The 15715-nt window shown below is 71.2% G+C and carries 16 protein-coding genes; 7 read left to right on the top strand and 9 right to left on the bottom strand.

Going from position 1 to position 15715, the window contains the following annotated elements; all coding sequences use genetic code 11:
* Positions 1-2 precede the first annotated feature (2 nt).
* Both IG08_RS0134125 and IG08_RS0134120 read left to right on the top strand, forming a co-directional pair.
* Positions 3-1838: an HSP90 family protein gene (locus tag IG08_RS0134125; RefSeq protein ID WP_030611597.1), complete on the top strand. Its 1836-nt coding sequence runs from the start codon at positions 3-5 to the stop codon at positions 1836-1838.
* The gene (locus IG08_RS0134120) at positions 1838-4780 is read left to right on the top strand and encodes a hypothetical protein (protein WP_030611593.1); all 2943 of its coding nucleotides are present in this window, start codon (positions 1838-1840) and stop codon (positions 4778-4780) included. Before IG08_RS0134125 ends, IG08_RS0134120 begins: the two co-directional genes overlap by 1 nt.
* A 33-nt stretch (positions 4781-4813) precedes the next feature.
* Here IG08_RS0134120 and IG08_RS0134115 read toward each other — a convergent pair whose 3' ends face one another.
* Positions 4814-6511 carry a DAK2 domain-containing protein gene (locus IG08_RS0134115; protein ID WP_030611589.1) on the bottom strand — a complete coding sequence of 566 codons (1698 nt, stop codon included), beginning with the start codon at positions 6509-6511 and terminating at the stop codon, positions 4814-4816.
* A 256-nt stretch (positions 6512-6767) separates the two neighbouring features.
* Here IG08_RS0134115 and rpmB point away from each other — a divergent pair, with 256 nt between their 5' ends.
* Positions 6768-6953, top strand: coding sequence for a 50S ribosomal protein L28 (gene rpmB, locus IG08_RS0134110; RefSeq protein WP_003973430.1), 186 nt, complete (start codon positions 6768-6770; stop codon positions 6951-6953).
* A gap of 87 nt (positions 6954-7040) precedes the next feature.
* On the opposite strand, the gene thiD is transcribed toward rpmB, so the two are convergent.
* Entirely contained in the window at positions 7041-7826 is a 786-nt protein-coding gene (thiD, locus tag IG08_RS0134105; RefSeq protein ID WP_078655855.1) for a bifunctional hydroxymethylpyrimidine kinase/phosphomethylpyrimidine kinase, read from the bottom strand.
* On the bottom strand, positions 7823-8788 hold the full coding sequence (locus IG08_RS0134100; protein ID WP_030611583.1) for a thiamine-phosphate kinase: 966 nt from the start codon (positions 8786-8788) through the stop codon (positions 7823-7825). The genes thiD and IG08_RS0134100 overlap by 4 nt, the downstream gene beginning before the upstream one ends.
* Before the next feature lie 206 nt (positions 8789-8994).
* Here IG08_RS0134100 and IG08_RS0134095 point away from each other — a divergent pair, with 206 nt between their 5' ends.
* Positions 8995-9228 carry an Lrp/AsnC family transcriptional regulator gene (locus IG08_RS0134095; RefSeq protein ID WP_003997603.1) on the top strand — a complete coding sequence of 78 codons (234 nt, stop codon included), beginning with the start codon at positions 8995-8997 and terminating at the stop codon, positions 9226-9228.
* A gap of 20 nt (positions 9229-9248) precedes the next feature.
* Complete coding sequence (locus tag IG08_RS0134090) at positions 9249-9731, top strand: DUF3515 domain-containing protein (protein WP_030611578.1); 483 nt, start codon at positions 9249-9251, stop codon at positions 9729-9731.
* Between the two features lies 1 nt (position 9732).
* Here IG08_RS0134090 and IG08_RS0134085 read toward each other — a convergent pair whose 3' ends face one another.
* The 3 genes from IG08_RS0134085 to IG08_RS0134075 are packed head-to-tail and all read right to left on the bottom strand — an operon-like array spanning position 9733 to position 12733.
* A complete protein-coding gene (locus tag IG08_RS0134085; protein WP_030611576.1) occupies positions 9733-10890 on the bottom strand; it encodes a D-alanine--D-alanine ligase family protein in 1158 nt (385 codons plus the stop codon).
* A 59-nt stretch (positions 10891-10949) separates the two neighbouring features.
* Positions 10950-11960: an NAD(P)H-dependent glycerol-3-phosphate dehydrogenase gene (locus IG08_RS0134080; protein WP_030611573.1), complete on the bottom strand. Its 1011-nt coding sequence runs from the start codon at positions 11958-11960 to the stop codon at positions 10950-10952.
* Positions 11957-12733, bottom strand: coding sequence for a lysophospholipid acyltransferase family protein (locus IG08_RS0134075; RefSeq protein WP_030611568.1), 777 nt, complete (start codon positions 12731-12733; stop codon positions 11957-11959). The genes IG08_RS0134080 and IG08_RS0134075 overlap by 4 nt, the downstream gene beginning before the upstream one ends.
* Before the next feature lie 154 nt (positions 12734-12887).
* On the opposite strand from IG08_RS0134075, the gene cofC reads away from it, so the two are divergent.
* Together cofC and IG08_RS0134065 are read left to right on the top strand one after the other, a co-directional pair.
* Positions 12888-13526, top strand: a complete 639-nt coding sequence (gene cofC / locus IG08_RS0134070) for a 2-phospho-L-lactate guanylyltransferase (RefSeq protein ID WP_030611566.1) — start codon at positions 12888-12890, stop codon at positions 13524-13526.
* A gap of 9 nt (positions 13527-13535) precedes the next feature.
* The gene (locus tag IG08_RS0134065) at positions 13536-13739 is read left to right on the top strand and encodes a hypothetical protein (RefSeq protein WP_030611564.1); all 204 of its coding nucleotides are present in this window, start codon (positions 13536-13538) and stop codon (positions 13737-13739) included.
* Positions 13740-13826: 87 nt separating this feature from the next.
* Here the strand turns inward: IG08_RS0134065 and IG08_RS0134060 are convergent, their stop codons facing one another.
* The 3 genes from IG08_RS0134060 to leuD form a co-directional block, all read right to left on the bottom strand.
* Complete coding sequence (locus IG08_RS0134060; RefSeq protein ID WP_030611562.1) at positions 13827-14483, bottom strand: HU family DNA-binding protein; 657 nt, start codon at positions 14481-14483, stop codon at positions 13827-13829.
* Between the two features lie 137 nt (positions 14484-14620).
* Positions 14621-14851 carry an SCO5555 family protein gene (locus IG08_RS0134055; protein WP_030611560.1) on the bottom strand — a complete coding sequence of 77 codons (231 nt, stop codon included), beginning with the start codon at positions 14849-14851 and terminating at the stop codon, positions 14621-14623.
* Positions 14852-15116: 265 nt separating this feature from the next.
* Positions 15117-15710: a 3-isopropylmalate dehydratase small subunit gene (gene leuD / locus IG08_RS0134050; RefSeq protein WP_030611558.1), complete on the bottom strand. Its 594-nt coding sequence runs from the start codon at positions 15708-15710 to the stop codon at positions 15117-15119.
* Between the last annotated feature and the right edge of the window lie 5 nt (positions 15711-15715).

Genomic DNA, 15715 nt, shown 5'->3' with positions numbered 1-15715 from the left:
CGATGGACTCCCAGACCTCACAGTCATCCCAGGCATCCCAGACTCCTCCGTCACCTCACACGTTCCAGGTCGATCTGCGTGGCCTGGTGGATCTGCTCTCCCATCACCTCTACTCCAGCCCCAAGGTCTACCTGCGCGAGCTGCTGCAGAACGCGGTGGACGCGATCACCGCCCGACGGGCGGAGCAGCCCGACGCCCCGGCGCGGGTGCGGTTGTACGCGCAGGACGGCACCCTGCGCGTCGAGGACTCCGGTGTGGGGCTCACCGAGGCGGACGTGCACAACCTGCTCGCGACCATCGGCCGCAGCTCCAAGCGGGCCGAGGGGCTTCAGGAGGTCCGCTCCGACTTCCTCGGGCAGTTCGGCATCGGCCTGCTCGCCTGTTTCGTGGTGGCCGAGCGGATCCGGGTGGTCAGCCGCAGCGCCCGTACGCCGGACGCCCCGCCCGTGGAGTGGACGGCGAGCGACGACGGTTCGTACCGCGTGCGGACCCTGCCGGACGAGGCACGTCCGGAGCCGGGTACGACCGTGCACCTGGTCGCGCGGGCGGGCGCCGGGGAGTGGCTCGCGCCCGAGCGCGTCCTCGCCCTGGCGCGGGACTTCGGGTCGCTGCTGCCGTACGACGTCCGGGTCGGCGACGAGGCGGTCACCGACCTTCCCGCGCCCTGGGACCGGCCGTATCCGAGTCCCGCCACCCGCAGGGTGGCCCTGGCGCGGCACTGTCACGAGCTGTTCGGCTTCACGCCGCTGGACTCGATCGAGCTGAACGTGCCGCTCGCCGGGATCCGCGGGGTGGCGTACGTCCTGCCGTCGGCGGTGAGTCCGGCCCAGCGGGCGGGGCATCGCGTGCACCTCAAGGGCATGCTGCTGACCGAGCGGGCCGAACAGCTGCTGCCCGACTGGGCGTTCTTCGTGCGCTGCGTCCTGGACACGGACAGCCTGCGGCCCACGGCCTCGCGCGAGTCGCTGTACGAGGACGAGACGCTGGCCGGCGTACGGGAGGCGCTGGGCGAGCGGATCCGGTCCTGGCTGACGGGCCTCGCGGCCGGTGATCCGGAGCGCCTCGCGGCCTTCCTGTCCGTGCACCACCTGGGCGTGAAGTCCCTGGCGCGGCACGACCGGGAGATGCTGCGCACGATGCTGCCGTGGCTGCCCTTCGAGACCACCGACGGGCGGCTGTCCCTGGAGGAGTTCGCGCAGCGGCACCCGGTGGTGCACTTCACGCGGACCGTCGAGGAGTACCGGCAGGTGGCGCCGATCGCGTCCGCGCAGGGCGTCGGGGTGGTCAACGGCGGTTACACGTACGACAGCGAACTGATCGAGGCGCTGCCCTCGGTGCGGCCGGGGACGGTCGTTGCCGAGCTGGACGCCGACACCGTGACCGCCCATCTGGACGCCGTCGACCCGGCCGAGGAGCTGGCCCTGTCGGGCTTCCTGGCGGCCGCGCGGGCCAGGCTCGACCCGCTGGGCTGTGACGTCGTCCTGCGGGCCTTCCATCCGCTCTCCGTGCCCGCGCTGCACCTGGACGACCGGGCCGCCCGGCACGAGCAGGCGCGGTCGGAGGCCGAGGACCAGGCCGACGACCTGTGGGCTGGGATCCTGGGCTCGCTGCGCGGCAGCGCCCCACGCGCGCGTCTGGTGCTCAACCACCTCAACCCGCTCATCCGCAGGATCAGTTCGCTCGGCGACCCGGAGCTGATCGGCACGGCCACCGAGTCCCTGTACGGGCAGGCGCTGCTGATGGCGCAGCGCCCGCTGCGTCCGGCCGACTCGGCGCTGCTGAACCGGGCGTTCATCGGCCTCCTGGAGTGGGCCACGCACACCGAGGACGGTCACTGATGAGCGGGATCACCGACTTCGACACCCTGCGCCGGGCGATGGCGGAGAACTCCGAGGAGCCGGAGGGCCCCGCCCGCAACGCGCGCGCGGAGCAGCTGCTCGCCGAGGCCGAGAAGCTGAACATCCCGCTCGCGGTGGTCGAGGCGCTCGGACACCAGCTGAAGGTCTACAACTACAGCTCCGAGAAGGCCAAGATGTTCGTCCCCTTCGCGCGCCTGCTGCGCATGTGGGACGAGCGGCCCGAGGACTTCGACGAGTACGAGGTCCACTCGCTGCACTGGGTCTTCAAGTGGATGTCGTCCGGCATGCTCGACCAGCCGCACATCCCGCTCGCGTCCGTCGAGAAGTGGCTCGGCGAGATGGAGCACCGCTACCGGCTGGCCGGCCACTCCGAACGGGCCGTGCGCAGCGCCGAGTTCAGCGTGGCGGCGCACATAGGTGACGTCCCGCGCGCGGAGCGGGCGTACGCCGCGTGGCTGGCCGCCGATCGGGACGCCATGGCCGACTGCCACGCGTGCGAGCTGCACGGGCAGGGCTGGTGGCAGGCGGAGCGCGGCCGGGACGCGGAGGCTCTCGAGCTGTGGGAGCCGGTCCTGGAGGGCGAGTTCACGTGTGCCCACGAACCGCACACGGTCCTCGCGTCCTCGCTGACGCCGTTGTTGCGGCTGGGCCGCCTGGACGAGGCACGCGCCCACCATCTGCGGGGCTTCCGGCTCGTGCGGTCCATGGAGAGCATGCGCGGCGCCTACGCGGACCACGTCGAGTTCTGCGCGCTGAGCGGCAACGAGGCGCGCGGTCTGGAGCTGCTCGCGGAGCGGCCGGCGTACTTCACGGACGACGGGCAACCGCGCAGCAAGATGGAGTTCATGGCCGTGGTGGCCCTGCTCATGGACCGGCTGACCGAGCTCGGGCTGGGCGAGCGGCCGGTGCCCGGACCGGGCGACCGGGCGTGGAACGCGGCCGAACTCGCCGCCCACGCGCGCGAGGAGGCCCTCGCGCTGGCCGCGCGCTTCGACGAGCGCAACGGCACGGCACACGTCAGTGAGCGGGCACGCGCGCGTATGGCGCAGCGTCCGGTGGTCGAGCGGCTGCCGCTGGGGGTGCGTGCGGCCCGGGCGGCGGCCCCGGCTCCCGTGGCACCGCCGGTCGCCGTGACCGCGGACGAGCCCGATCTGCCCCGGCTGCTGTCCGAGGCGCGGTGGCGGTCCGACACGCTGCAGCCGAACGCCGTCGAGGCGTGGGCGGCGGTCTCGCGGGCGGCGGAGGGCGTCGAGCTGGACGCGCGGGACCGGGCGGAGATGGCCGACCACCGGGCGATGGACCTCGGCCCCGAGGGTGTCGAGCTCTTCGAGCGCGCCGCCGAGCTGTACGCGGAGGCGGGCGACCCCGGCGAGTCCCTGGCGGCACGCGCGCGTGCCGCGTACGTGTGCGCGCTCGCGGGTGATGTGGAGGAGGCGCTCACGGCGGTCGCCGAGCCCTACGACACGGTCCTCGCGCTCTACGCCGAGGACGGCACGGGCGTACGGCAGACCGCGTCCGTGGTGATGGCGCGGGCACGGATCCTGATGCGGCGGGTGCACGAGGCCGAGGAACCCGCCGCCGACACGCTCCTGTCCGACGCGGAGGCGGCCGTACGGGAGGTGCTCGCGCTCGTCGAGGGGCGCACCGGCGACGACGTCCGGCTGGCCGCGCGGGTCGCCGAGGCGCAGGCGATGCTCGCGGAGCTGGCGACGCGCACCGGGGACCTGGAGGGAGCCGCGGAGCTCTTCGCGTGGGCCGCGACGGGGTTCGTCGAGGCGGGGCTGCCGTGGTTCGCGGTGGAGTACGAGGCACGGCTCGCCGGGCTCGCGCACCACCTCGGCGACATCGCGGAGGCGGAGCGGGCGCTGCGCGCGGCCCTGGACCACGGCGGGCCGCACCTGGAGGCGACGGGACGCGCGCAGCTGTACTTGCAGCTCGCCGAGGTCGTCGGCGGCCGGGGGCTGTCCGAGGAGGCGGCCGAGCACGCCCTGGAGGCCGCCCACTGGGCCGACGAGGCAGGCGAGGGCCCGACACTCGGCGCCTGGGCCCGGCACCAGCTCGGCGGGTTCCTGCTGCGGCAGGGCCGGTGGGCCGAGGCAGCGGAGGTGCTGGAGTCGGCGTTGCCCGACCTGAGCGCCGAGACCCACGGCGACGGCGCGGTCGTACAGACGAAGTGGTGGCTCGGCGACTGTCTGAGCGAGCTCGGGGAGCACCACGCGGCGGCCGAACGACGGCTGCAGGCGGCCGAGATCGCCCGGCACTGGCCCGAGCAGCACGACCACGCGACGCTCGCCCACCTCGCCGCCGAGTCCCTCGGCGCCGCGGGCCTGCCCGCCGAGGCGGACCGGGCGTACGCGCGCGCGGGCGATCTGTGGCGCTCGCTCGGCAACGTCCACGGTCTCGTCCGCTCCCTGCGTGCCCGCGCGTGGCTCGCGCTGCGGACCGACGAGGAGTCCGACGGGGCACGGGAGTTGATGGCCGGCGCGGTCCGGGAGTGCGAGGAGGCGCTGGGCGCCGCCGAGGCCGACGAGGAGGCGCGGCTGCGGCTCGTCGCCGAACTCGGCCACACCCACCGCCAGTTCGGCGACCTGCTCGCCCGCTCCGTCACCGAGGACGCCGAGGACGACTCGATCCGGGCCGTGCTGGAGGAGGCACTGGCCCAAGTGGCGGAGGCGATCGTGGTGTTCGCCTCCCTCGGGGACGACGCCCTGCACGCCCGGACGGGCGCCGAGCTCGCCGCGGGCTGGCTGGCGGCCGACCTGAGCCGCCCGGCGGAGGCGGCGGCACGCGCGCGTGCGGTGCTGGGCGCGTACGGCGGGGACGACGAGGACGGGGCCGACGAGACGGCGCAGGCCCGGCGAGCCGAGGCGGAGCAGATGCTCCAGCTCATGGAGGAGCAGTTGGAAGAGCAGGAGGACTGAGCGCGTCGGGCTCCGACAGAACTCCTTCGGGCTCTACTCGACCCCGATGAGCAGCAGCGCCCCTTGCCGCCCACCCCGGTACACCACCGTGTCGACGGCGAGGTACGACTCACGCACCCGTGCTTCGAGACGGTCGGCGACGGACTCGGGGGCCTCGTCGCCGAGGACGAGGGTGACGAGTTCACCGCCGGCCGAAAGCATGCGGTCCAGGACGGTCTCGGCGGTGACGGTGACGTCCGAGCCGATCACGGCCACGTCGCCGTCGATGAGGCCCAGGACGTCGCCGGCCTGGCAGATGCCGGCCATCGTCCAGGACTGGCGTTCGGCGACGGCGACCTCGGCGTAACGCGTCGCGCCCGCCGCCGAGGTCATCGACACGACGTCCTCGTCGAACCGGCGCCCCGGCTCGTGCACGGCGAGCGCGGCGATCCCCTGGACCGCCGAGCGCGTCGGGATCAGGGCCACGCGGATGCCCTCCGCCCGGGCCTGCTCGGCCGCGGCGGCCGCGGTGTGGCGCAGGTCCGCGTCGTTCGGCAGCAGCACCACTTCACGCGCGTGTGCCCGTCGTACGGCCTCCACGAGCTCCCCGCTCGCGGGCGGCTCCCCGGGGCGCGCGAGCACGGTGGTCGCGCCGGCCTCGGTGTAGAGCCCGGCCAGGCCCTCGCCCGGCACAACAGCCACGACGGCCCGGGGTGCCCTCTCTCGCGGCACTCCGGTGGTGTGCACGTCCCCGACGGCGAAGTGCGTGATCCGGATCCGGTACGGCCGCCCGGCCTCGACGCCCGCCTCCACGGCGGCGCCCGCGTCGTCGACGTGGACGTGGACGTTCCACAGCCCGTCGCCGCCGACCACGACGAGCGAGTCGCCGAGGGCGTCGAGCCGCTCCCGCAGCCGCGCGACGGCCAGGTCGTCGGCCTCCAGGAGGTAGATCACCTCGAAGGCGGGCCCGCCGTCCTCCAGGTCGGCCGGACCGTCGGCGCACTCGACGAGACCGTTGCCCGACTGGTCCTCCCCGTCCTCCACGCGCGCGTGGAGGACGGGACCGGCAGCGGACACAACCCCCGCGGGCACCTCCCCCGTGAACGTCTCCACCAGCGCCCCCAGCACCGCCACCAGCCCCCACCCGCCGGCGTCCACCACCCCGGCACGCTCCAGGACGGCCAGCTGCCCCGGTGTCGCGGCGAGGGCCGCAAGCGCGCCCTCATAGGCAGCCCGCGCGACGGTCCCGCAGTCGCCCTCGGCCCCTTCGGCCGAGTCGGCGGCGGCCGAGGCCACCGAAAGGACCGTGCCCTCCACGGGGTGGGCCACGGCCTGGCGGGCGGAGTCGGCCGCGTGCCGCAGGGCGAGCCGCAGGCCGCTACCGTCGGTGTGAGGGCTGTCACTGTCGGCAGCGAGTACCTGGGCCATCCCGCGCAGCAGCTGGGCGAGGATCGTCCCGGAGTTGCCGCGGGCGCCTATCAGGGCACCGTGCGCCATCGCGCGCGTGGCGTCGGCGAGCGTCGGCTTCCCGGAGACGTGGGCGTCGACCTCATGGGCCTCGAAGACGGCCTCGACCGCGGCGACCGCGGACTCCACCGTCAGATACAGGTTCGTGCCGGTGTCCCCGTCGGCCACGGGGTAGACGTTGATCGCGTCGATCTCCTCGCGCGCCCGCCCCAGTGCCCGGAGCGCGAGACCGCACCAGGTGCGCACCGCGAGAGCATCGAAGAATGTCTGCGGCACCTGCGCCACCTGCGCCTCCTTGAGCTGCCGGCCGTGGGACGCAGCGTAGACCCCGGGGAGGTGTCCACCGGAAGAGGGCTGGAGCGGACCCCTGATCAGCCATGGTAGTTTCGTTGTACTGGTGCAGTCGTTGTATGCTGCTCCGGTTGCCCGATCCCATCGGGCTCTCCCCCTGGCACCGCCACTCAGATCTCTGATCCTGCGATCTCGATCCCGGCATGCCGGGATCCAACCGTAAGTGCATCTGAAGTCTTTGGAGTGACCCGTGGCTGCCAACTGCGACGTCTGCGGCAAGGGGCCGGGCTTCGGCAACAACATCTCGCACTCGCACCGCCGTACGTCCCGCCGCTGGAACCCGAACATCCAGCGCGTCCGTACCGTGGTGAGCGGGACGCCGAAGCGCGTGAACGCTTGCACCTCGTGCATCAAGGCCGGCAAGGTCTCGCGCTGACGCACAGCTAAGCGCGCGGCCACTGCTGGTTCGCTGCATTGAGCCGGTCCACCGGAAGGTGGGCCGGCTTTTTGCCATGCCTACGCGCTAGCGGAACCGCCAGCCATGATCCACCGGCCCGATTCCCCCACCCAGCGCGAACCCGGCCACGATCGCCCCGGTGACGTACTCCTTGGCCACCGTCACCGCCTCCGGCACCGACTGCCCCTTCGCCAGCTGCGACGCGATCGCCGACGCGAGGGTGCAGCCCGTGCCGTGCGTGTGCCGGTTGTCGTGGCGGGGTGCGCGCAGCCAGTGCTCCTCACTGCCGTCGGTGAGCAGGTCGACGGCGTCGCCGGGCAGATGACCGCCCTTGATGAGCGCCCACTTCGACCCGTACGACAGGACAGCCGCGGCGGCCTCACGCATCCCGGCCTCCGACGCGACCTGGACGCCGGTGAGTTGGGCCACCTCGTCGAGGTTCGGCGTGGCCACGGTGGCCACCGGAAGCAACCGGGTCCGTACGGATTCCAGCGCGGAGTCCGCCAGCAGCGAGTCCCCGTGCTTGGAGATCCCGACCGGGTCCACGACCGCCGGTGCGTCCGTCCCCCCGATCAACTCCGCCACCGCCTCCACGAGTTCGGCCGACGCGAGCATCCCCGTCTTGACCGCCTGTACGCCGATGTCGTCGACGACACTGCGGTACTGCGCCCGCACCGCCTCCACGGGCAGCTCCCAAGCTCCCTGCACACCGAGGGAGTTCTGCGCGGTGACCGCCGTGACGACACTCATCCCGTGCACGCCGAGCGCGAGCATCGTCTTCAGGTCGGCCTGGATCCCCGCGCCCCCGCCGGAGTCGGAGCCCGCCACGGTCAGCACCCGGGGCGGGCTCACGACTCGATGTCCCCGAAGTGGTCCCAGCCGCCCTTGCTGGTCCAGGGCGCCCCGTCGACCGTGACCTGGGGCAGCGCAGAGGGGTTGAGGACCTCGCCGATGATCTTCCAGCGGGCCGGGAGCTTCACGTCCGGCGGGAAGGTCGCGACGATCGCGTGGTCCTCTCCCCCGGTGAGCACCCACTGCATCGGGTCGACGCCTACGGCCTGCCCGATGTCGTTCATCTGGGACGGGATGTCGATCGCGCCGGAACGGATGTCGATGCGGACCTTGCTGGCCTCGGCGATGTGCCCGAGGTCGGCGATCAGCCCGTCGCTCACGTCGCACATCGAGGTCGCGCCGAGCGCGGCCCCCGCCGGGCCCGCGTGGTACGGCGGCTCGGGACGCCGGTGCGCCTCCACGAAGGCGCGCGGCGAACGGAAACCGCGGGACAGCACCGCGTACCCGGCCGCGGACCAGCCCAGCCAGCCGGTCACCGCGACGAGGTCACCGGGCTGTGCGCCGGCCCGCGTCACGGGCTCCTGGCCGCGCAGATCGCCGAGCGCGGTGATCGACACCATGATCGTGTCACCTCGTACGACATCCCCGCCGACCACCGACGCGCCCGCGACCTGGCACTCGTCGCGCAGCCCGTCCATCAGCTCGGTCGGCCAGGTCACCGGGAGTTCGGCGGGGACGACCAGGCCGAGCAGCAGCGCGGTCGGTACGGCGCCCATGGCGGCGATGTCCGCGAGGTTCTGCGCGGCCGCCTTGCGCCCCACGTCGTAGGCCGTGGACCAGTCGCGGCGGAAGTGCCGGCCCTCGAGAAGGATGTCGGTGCTCGCCACGACTCTGCGGTCGGGCGCGGCGACCACCGCGGCGTCGTCGCCGGGGCCCACCCGGACCGCCGGGGTGGTGGTGAGACGGGAGGTGAGCTCCCTGATGAGCCCGAACTCACCGAGCTCACCAACAGTGCCCTTCATTGCCCTTACGCCCCTTCTGTACCTTGCCGTGCCCGGTCGCGCGTCCCCAGTGTCCTCGATACGGTCGAGGGAACCGTCAACTTCTGTCGTGCCCGCACCCCGGCGCGGAGGCAGCGGTCCCCGCAGGTCTCCCCGCGGCGAGCGGCGACGCGATACCGTGGCGTTCCTTTTCCCCACATGATCCTCGTGGCCGCCCTGGAGGTTCCGTGGTACAGGCGTACATCCTGATCCAGACGGAGGTCGGCAAAGCGTCGACCGTCGCCGAGACGATCAGCAAGATTCCTGGAGTCATCCAGGCCGAGGACGTGACAGGACCCTATGACGTGATCGTGCGCGCCCAGGCGGACACCGTCGACGACCTCGGCCGCATGGTGGTCGCCAAGGTCCAGCAAGTGGACGGCATCACCCGCACCCTGACCTGCCCGGTAGTCCATCTCTAGTCCCCGTCTACCCTTGGCCGGTGAACTTCTTCCGTCACCGGCTTCTCGGTCTGCCCGCACTCGTCCTCGTGATCACGGTCGCGGGCTGCTCCTCAGCAGACGACAGCGCGTCGGCGGCGGTTCCCGGTCCGGGTTCGAAGGTCACGAAGCTGTGCCGGAACCTGGACGAGGCACTGCCGTCGAAGGTGGACGGTCTGAGCCGTGAGGATCCCGAGCCCGCCTCCGCGCTGACCGCGGGCTGGGGAAGCCCGGCGATCATACTGCGCTGCGGTGTCACACGACCCACCGCGATGAACGACCCCGACGCGGACGGTGTCGAGGTGAACGGCGTGGGGTGGCTGCTGCAGAAGCGGGACGACGGGTCGTTCCGGCTCACGACGACCCTGCGCAAGGCGTACGTCGAGGTGAGCATTCCGAAGGACCGCACGGCAGACGGTATGGCCCCGCTCGTCGACCTGGCGTCCTCCATCAAGAAGGCGATCCCCGAAGGGATCGCCGACTAGATCAACGCAGACCCGTGGACCTGCGAAGTGCCGCCTGCACCAACCGGTCCACCAGTTCCGGATAGCTGATCCCGCTCGCCTGCCACATCTGCGGGTACATCGAGATCGGCGTGAAGCCGGGCATCGTGTTGATCTCGTTGATCACGAACTCGTTGTCCTCGGTGAGGAAGAAGTCCGCGCGGACGAGCCCCTCGCAGGAGGCCGCCTCGAAGGCGTCCACCGCGAGCCGCTGCACCTCGGCCGTCTCCTCGGGAGTCAGCGGCGCCGGGACGAGCCCCGGGGTCGAGTCGATGTACTTGGCCTCGAAGTCGTAGTACGCGTGCGCGTCCGGCGGCGGGATCTCGGCCGGTACGGAGGCCCGCGGACCGTCCTCGAACTCCAGCACCCCGCACTCGATCTCGCGGCCGCGCAGCGCCGCCTCGATCAGGATCTTCGGGTCGTGGCTCTGCGCCTCGGCGATCGCCTCGTCGAGCCCCGACAGGTCGTCGACCTTGGTGATGCCGATCGACGAACCCGCGCGCGCGGGCTTCACGAACAGCGGCCAGCCGTGGTCGCCGGCGAAGTCGACGATCTTCTTGCGGGCGGCCGACTCGTCCTGCTCCCACTCGCGCGGCCGGATCACCACGTACGGGCCGACCTTGAGCCCGAAGGAGGTGAACACCCGCTTCATGTACTCCTTGTCCTGGCCGACGGCCGAGGCCAGCACACCCGAGCCGACGTACGGCACGCCGGAGAGCTCCAGGAGCCCCTGCAGGGTGCCGTCCTCGCCGTACGGACCGTGCAGGACGGGGAAGACGACGTCGACCTCGCCGAGCGCCTTGGGCACGGATCCGGGCTCGCTGTAGACGACTTCGCGGTTCGCGGGGTCGACGGGGAGCACCACGCCGCCCTCGGTCGAATCGGCGAGCTCCTCGACGTTCGGCGTACGGCGTTCCGTGATCGCCATGCGTTCCGGATCGTCCGCGGTGAGCACCCAGCGGCCTTCCCGGGTGATGCCGATCGGCAGGACGTCGTACTTGCTCCGGTCGATGGCCCGCAGTACGGCGCCGGCGGTGACCATGGAGATCCCGTGTTCGGAGCTGCGTCCGCCGAACACGACGGCCACGCGCGGCTTGCGCGGCGGCTGCTCAGGGCTCTGGGGGAGGTTCTCGGTGCTCATATCGCGTTGAGAGTACCCGGTGGTAGTGCCCTGATACAGCGTGCCTCAACTGGCGTCGCTCAGCGTCGTTCGGGCTTCGCGCTGCGCGACATCAGCTCCTTGAGCGCGACCACCGGAGGCTTGCCCTCGTGCACGATGCCGACGACCGTCTCGGTGATGGGCATGTCGACGCCGTGCCTGCGCGCCAGATCCAGCACGGACTCACAGGACTTGACGCCCTCGGCGGTCTGCTTGGTGACCGCGATGGTCTCCTGCAGGGTCATGCCCTTGCCGAGGTTGGTGCCGAAGGTGTGGTTGCGGGACAGCGGCGAGGAGCAGGTCGCCACCAGGTCGCCCAGACCCGCGAGTCCGGCGAACGTCAGCGGGTCGGCACCCAGCGCGACACCGAGCCGCGCGGTCTCCGCGAGGCCCCGTGTGATGAGCGAGCCCTTGGCGTTGTCGCCGAGCCCCATGCCGTCCGCGATGCCGACGGCGAGCCCGATGACATTCTTCACGGCACCGCCCAGCTCGCAACCGACCACGTCCGTTTCGGTGTACGGCCTGAAGTACGGCGTGTGGCAAGCCGCCTGGAGCCGCTGGGCCACGGCCGCGTCCGTGCAGGCGACCACCGCGGCGGCCGGCATGCGGGCCGCGATCTCGCGGGCGAGGTTGGGTCCGGTGACCACGGCGATGCGGTCCTGTCCCACCTTGGCGACGTCCTCGATGACCTCGCTCATCCGCATGGCGGAGCCGAGTTCGACGCCCTTCATCAGCGACACGAGAACCGTGTCGGGCGCGAGCAGCGGCACCCATTCGGCGAGGTTCGCGCGCAAGGTCTGCGAGGGGACGGCGAGGACGGTGAAGTCGGCGTCGTGCGCGGCCTCGGCGGCGTCCGCCGTCGCCCGCAGGTTCTCCGGGAGTTCGACGCCGGGGAGGTAGTCCGGGTTCGTACGCGTGGAGTTGACCGCTTCCGCGAGTTCGGCGCGGCGGCCCCACAGGGTGACCTCGCACCCCGCGTCGGCGAGCACCATGCCGAAGGCGGTGCCCCACGATCCGGTGCCGAAGACGGCCGCCTTGACCGGCTTGCTCACGTGCCCTGCTCCTCTTCCTGTTCGGTCTTCACCTGCGTTTGCGCCTCGGTCCGGCGGCGCTGCTCGATCCGCTCGGTACGCGGGTCGTAGGGCGTCTCGGGCGCCTTCTCGCCGCGGACGAGCTCCAGCTGGGCGGTGACGGCGGCCATGATGACCTCGGTCGCCTCCTTCAGGAGGTCCGGGGTCATCTCCTTGTCGTAGAAGCTCGACAGGTCCACGGGCGGGCCCGCGAGGACGTACGAGGTCTTGCGCGGAAGGACGTTGAGCTTCTTGCCGTACGGCGGCAGCAGTTCGTTGGCGCCCCACTGCGCGACCGGGATCACCGGGCACTTGGTCTGCAGGGCCACGCGCGCGGCGCCGGTCTTGCCGGTCATGGGCCACTGGTCGGGGTCCCGGGTGATGGTGCCCTCGGGGTAGAACGCGACGCATTCGCCGCGTTCCACGGCGTCGATCGCGGCCCTGAAGGCACTCAGCGCGTCCGTGGTCTCGCGGTAGACGGGGATCTGCCCGGTGCCACGCATCATGGCGCCGATGAATCCCTTGTTGAAAAGACCGCTCTTCGCGAGGAATCGCGGAACACGGCCGGTGTTGTACTGAAAGTGCGCGTACGCGAAGGGGTCGATGTGCGAATTGTGGTTCACCGCGGTGATAAATCCACCGTCGGCCGGAATGTGCTCCATTCCGCGCCAGTCCCGGTTGATCAGAACCACCAGCGGTGGTTTGGCGATCACCGCTGCGAGGCGGTACCAGAAGCCGATTCTGCGGCGGGGCACGCGAACACCTTCCTCCAGAGCCTGGGGAGCCGCACAAGTGTCGCCCCAGGCCGACGGTCTGTCGAGAACACCGTACGCCCCGCCCCGGCGGCCGACAGATGGCCCGGTGACGGCTGAGTAACAATGGCCGCGACAAGAGAAGGACGGAACGCTCGTGCAGTGGACTTTGGTCATCCCCTTGAAAGCCCTGGCGCGGGCCAAGAGCAGGCTCTCGGACACCGCCGCCGACGGGCTGCGCCCGGGCCTCGCCCTCGCCTTCGCCCAGGACACCGTGGCGGCCGCGCTGGCATGCCCGGCGGTCAAGGATGTGGCAGTCGTCACGGACGACGCCCTGGCCGGCCGCGAACTGTCCGCCCTGGGCGCCCTGATCGTCCCCGACGAGCCGCAAGGCGGCCTGAACACGGCACTGAGGCACGCCGCGGCCGCCGTACGGTCAACGCGCCCCGAAAGCGCCGTGGCGGCCCTGAACGCCGATCTCCCGGCGCTACGGCCCCTGGAATTGGCCCGGGTCCTTGATGCGGCCGCGGAATTCCCCCGCGCTTTCCTCCCGGACGCCGCCGAAATCGGCACCACTCTTCTGGCCGCCGCACCCGGCCGGGAATTGCTCCCCGTATTCGGCACCGATTCCCGTGCCCGCCATCGTGCGTCCGGCGCCGTCGAACTCACGCTCACCGACGTGGATTCGGTACGACAGGACGTGGACACCGGCGCCGACCTGCGGGCCGCGCTGGCCCTCGGGGTGGGCCCACGAACGGCCGCCGCGGCGGCGCGGCTGCTGATCCCCGGGCAGTAGGCTGCCGCCATGCAGGCCACCGCATACACGTACGACCCCGACACCCGCAGCGGCAGTGTGCTGCTCGACGACGGCACGCCGGTCCCGTTCGACGCCCCGGCGTTCGACGCGGGCGGGCTGCGGCTCCTGCGGCCCGGTCAGCGGGTGCGCATCGAGGTGGAGGGCTCGAAGGACAGTCCCCGGATCACTCTGGTGACGCTGCAGACGCTCTGAAACAGACGCTCCCGACAAAGCTGTGAACACGCCGCGGGCCGGACTCCGATGCGGAGTCCGGCCCGGCGCGTGAGTGCCCCTGCGCCCTTACCTCTTGCGGGCGGTGGCCTTCTTGGCGGTGGTCTTGCGAGCCGTCGACTTCTTGGCGGGCGCCTTCTTGGCGGTCGCCTTCTTCGCCGGGGCCTTCTTGGCCGTCGCCTTCTTGGCGGTGGTCTTCTTCGCGGCGGTGCTCTTGGCGGTCGCCGTGGTCTTCTTGGCGGGCGCCTTCTTCGCCGTGGTCTTCTTCGCGGTGGCCGTGGTCTTCTTGGCCGTCGTCTTCTTCGCCGTGGTCTTCTTCGCGGCGGCCGTCGCCCGCTTCGCCGGGGCGGCCTTCTTCGCGGCGGCCTTCTTGACCGTCGCGGCAGCCCCGCCGGTCAGGCTGCCCTTGGGCGCCTTCTTGACAGCGACCTCGCCGCCGCGCGGGAGCTTCTTCGAGCCGCTCACCAGGTCCTTGAAGCCCTGGCCGGCGCGGAAGCGCGGCACGGACGTCTTCTTGACCCGAACCCGCTCGCCCGTCTGGGGGTTGCGAGCGTAACGGGCGGGACGGTCGACCTTCTCGAACGAACCGAACCCGGTGACCGAGACCCGGTCACCCGAGACGGTCGCGCGGACGATGGCGTCCAGGACCGCGTCGACCGCGTCGGCGGCCTGCTGGCGGCCGCCCACCTTGTCGGCAATCGCTTCTACGAGCTGCGCCTTGTTCACGTCTTCCCCTTCGGAGACATTGCCAGAACGAAAGTGTTCAAGCTTTTTCGCACGTTAGGCAGATATATACCGCAAATCAAACACGAAACGGGCTTATCACCCTTGTGCCGCAACGAACTCGGCTGTCCTGGACGTGTTCAGCGTTCCTCTTCCGGGATTCGACCCGCGTCGAGGTCTGCCGTGAACGCCTCCAGACGCCTTGTCGCTTCGGCGACGTCGTGTTTGGCCGCGGCCGTAATGACCAGCAGCTTCCGGGTCAGCGCCATCCGTACGCCCTCCGGGACTTGCAGTGCGCGCACTCTTGTGTGCGCTTCCTTCAGTTGGTCCGCGACTGCCGCATAGAGCTCGAGTTGGCCGTCGTGTTCCATGCACAGATTGTGCCATCTGGGGCGAGTTGTCGCCTGCTCAGGGTGCAACTGCCGCCTCAAACGGCCTTCCGGGCGCATGCGGAAGCCCCGGCTACAAGGGTCGCGTACCCCGACAACACCCGTCGTAACGTGGGAAGTTGAGAGATCGCGGCGCGTCGCTCAGGGCCGTACGGGTGCACAAACAGCTGTACCCCCGATCGGGCTGATCGGGGGTACAGCGGGGGTGTTCAGGTGGCCGAAACTCGACCAGCCGAGGGGCTCCGGGTCAGACCGGGAGCGTCCGCGGCTTGTACGAGGGCCGCTTGGCCTCGTACGCGGAGATGTCGGCCTCGTTCTGGAGGGTGATGGAGATGTCGTCCAGCCCGTTCAGCAGTCGCCAGCGGGCGTTCTCGTCGAGCTCGAAGGCGGCGGTGATGCCCTCGGCGCGCACCTCGCGGGCCTCCAGGTCGACCGTGACCTCGGCCTGCGGGTCCTTCTCGGTGAGTTCCTGCAGCGCGTCCACGATCTTCTGCTCCAGAACCACTGTGAGCAGGCCGTTCTTGAGCGAGTTGCCGCGGAAGATGTCGGCGAACCGGGAGGAGATGACGGCCTTGAAGCCGTAGTTCTGCAGCGCCCACACGGCGTGCTCACGGGAGGAGCCGGTGCCGAAGTCGGGGCCGGCAACCAGAACCGTGGCGCCCTTGCGCTCGGGCTGGTTGAGGATGAATTTCTCGTCCTTGCGCCAGGCCTCGAACAGTCCGTCCTCGAAACCGTCCCGGGTCACCTTCTTGAGCCAGTGAGCAGGGATGATCTGGTCGGTGTCGACGTTGGAGCGGCGCAGCGGGACGGCCCGGCCGGTGTGCGTGGTGAATGCTTCCATGACTC

Source organism: Streptomyces fulvoviolaceus (genome assembly GCF_000718165.1).
GTDB lineage: Bacteria > Actinomycetota > Actinomycetes > Streptomycetales > Streptomycetaceae > Streptomyces > Streptomyces fulvoviolaceus.
Note: the sequence above shows the minus strand (reverse complement) of the source record. Positions and strands in the feature narration are given on the sequence as shown.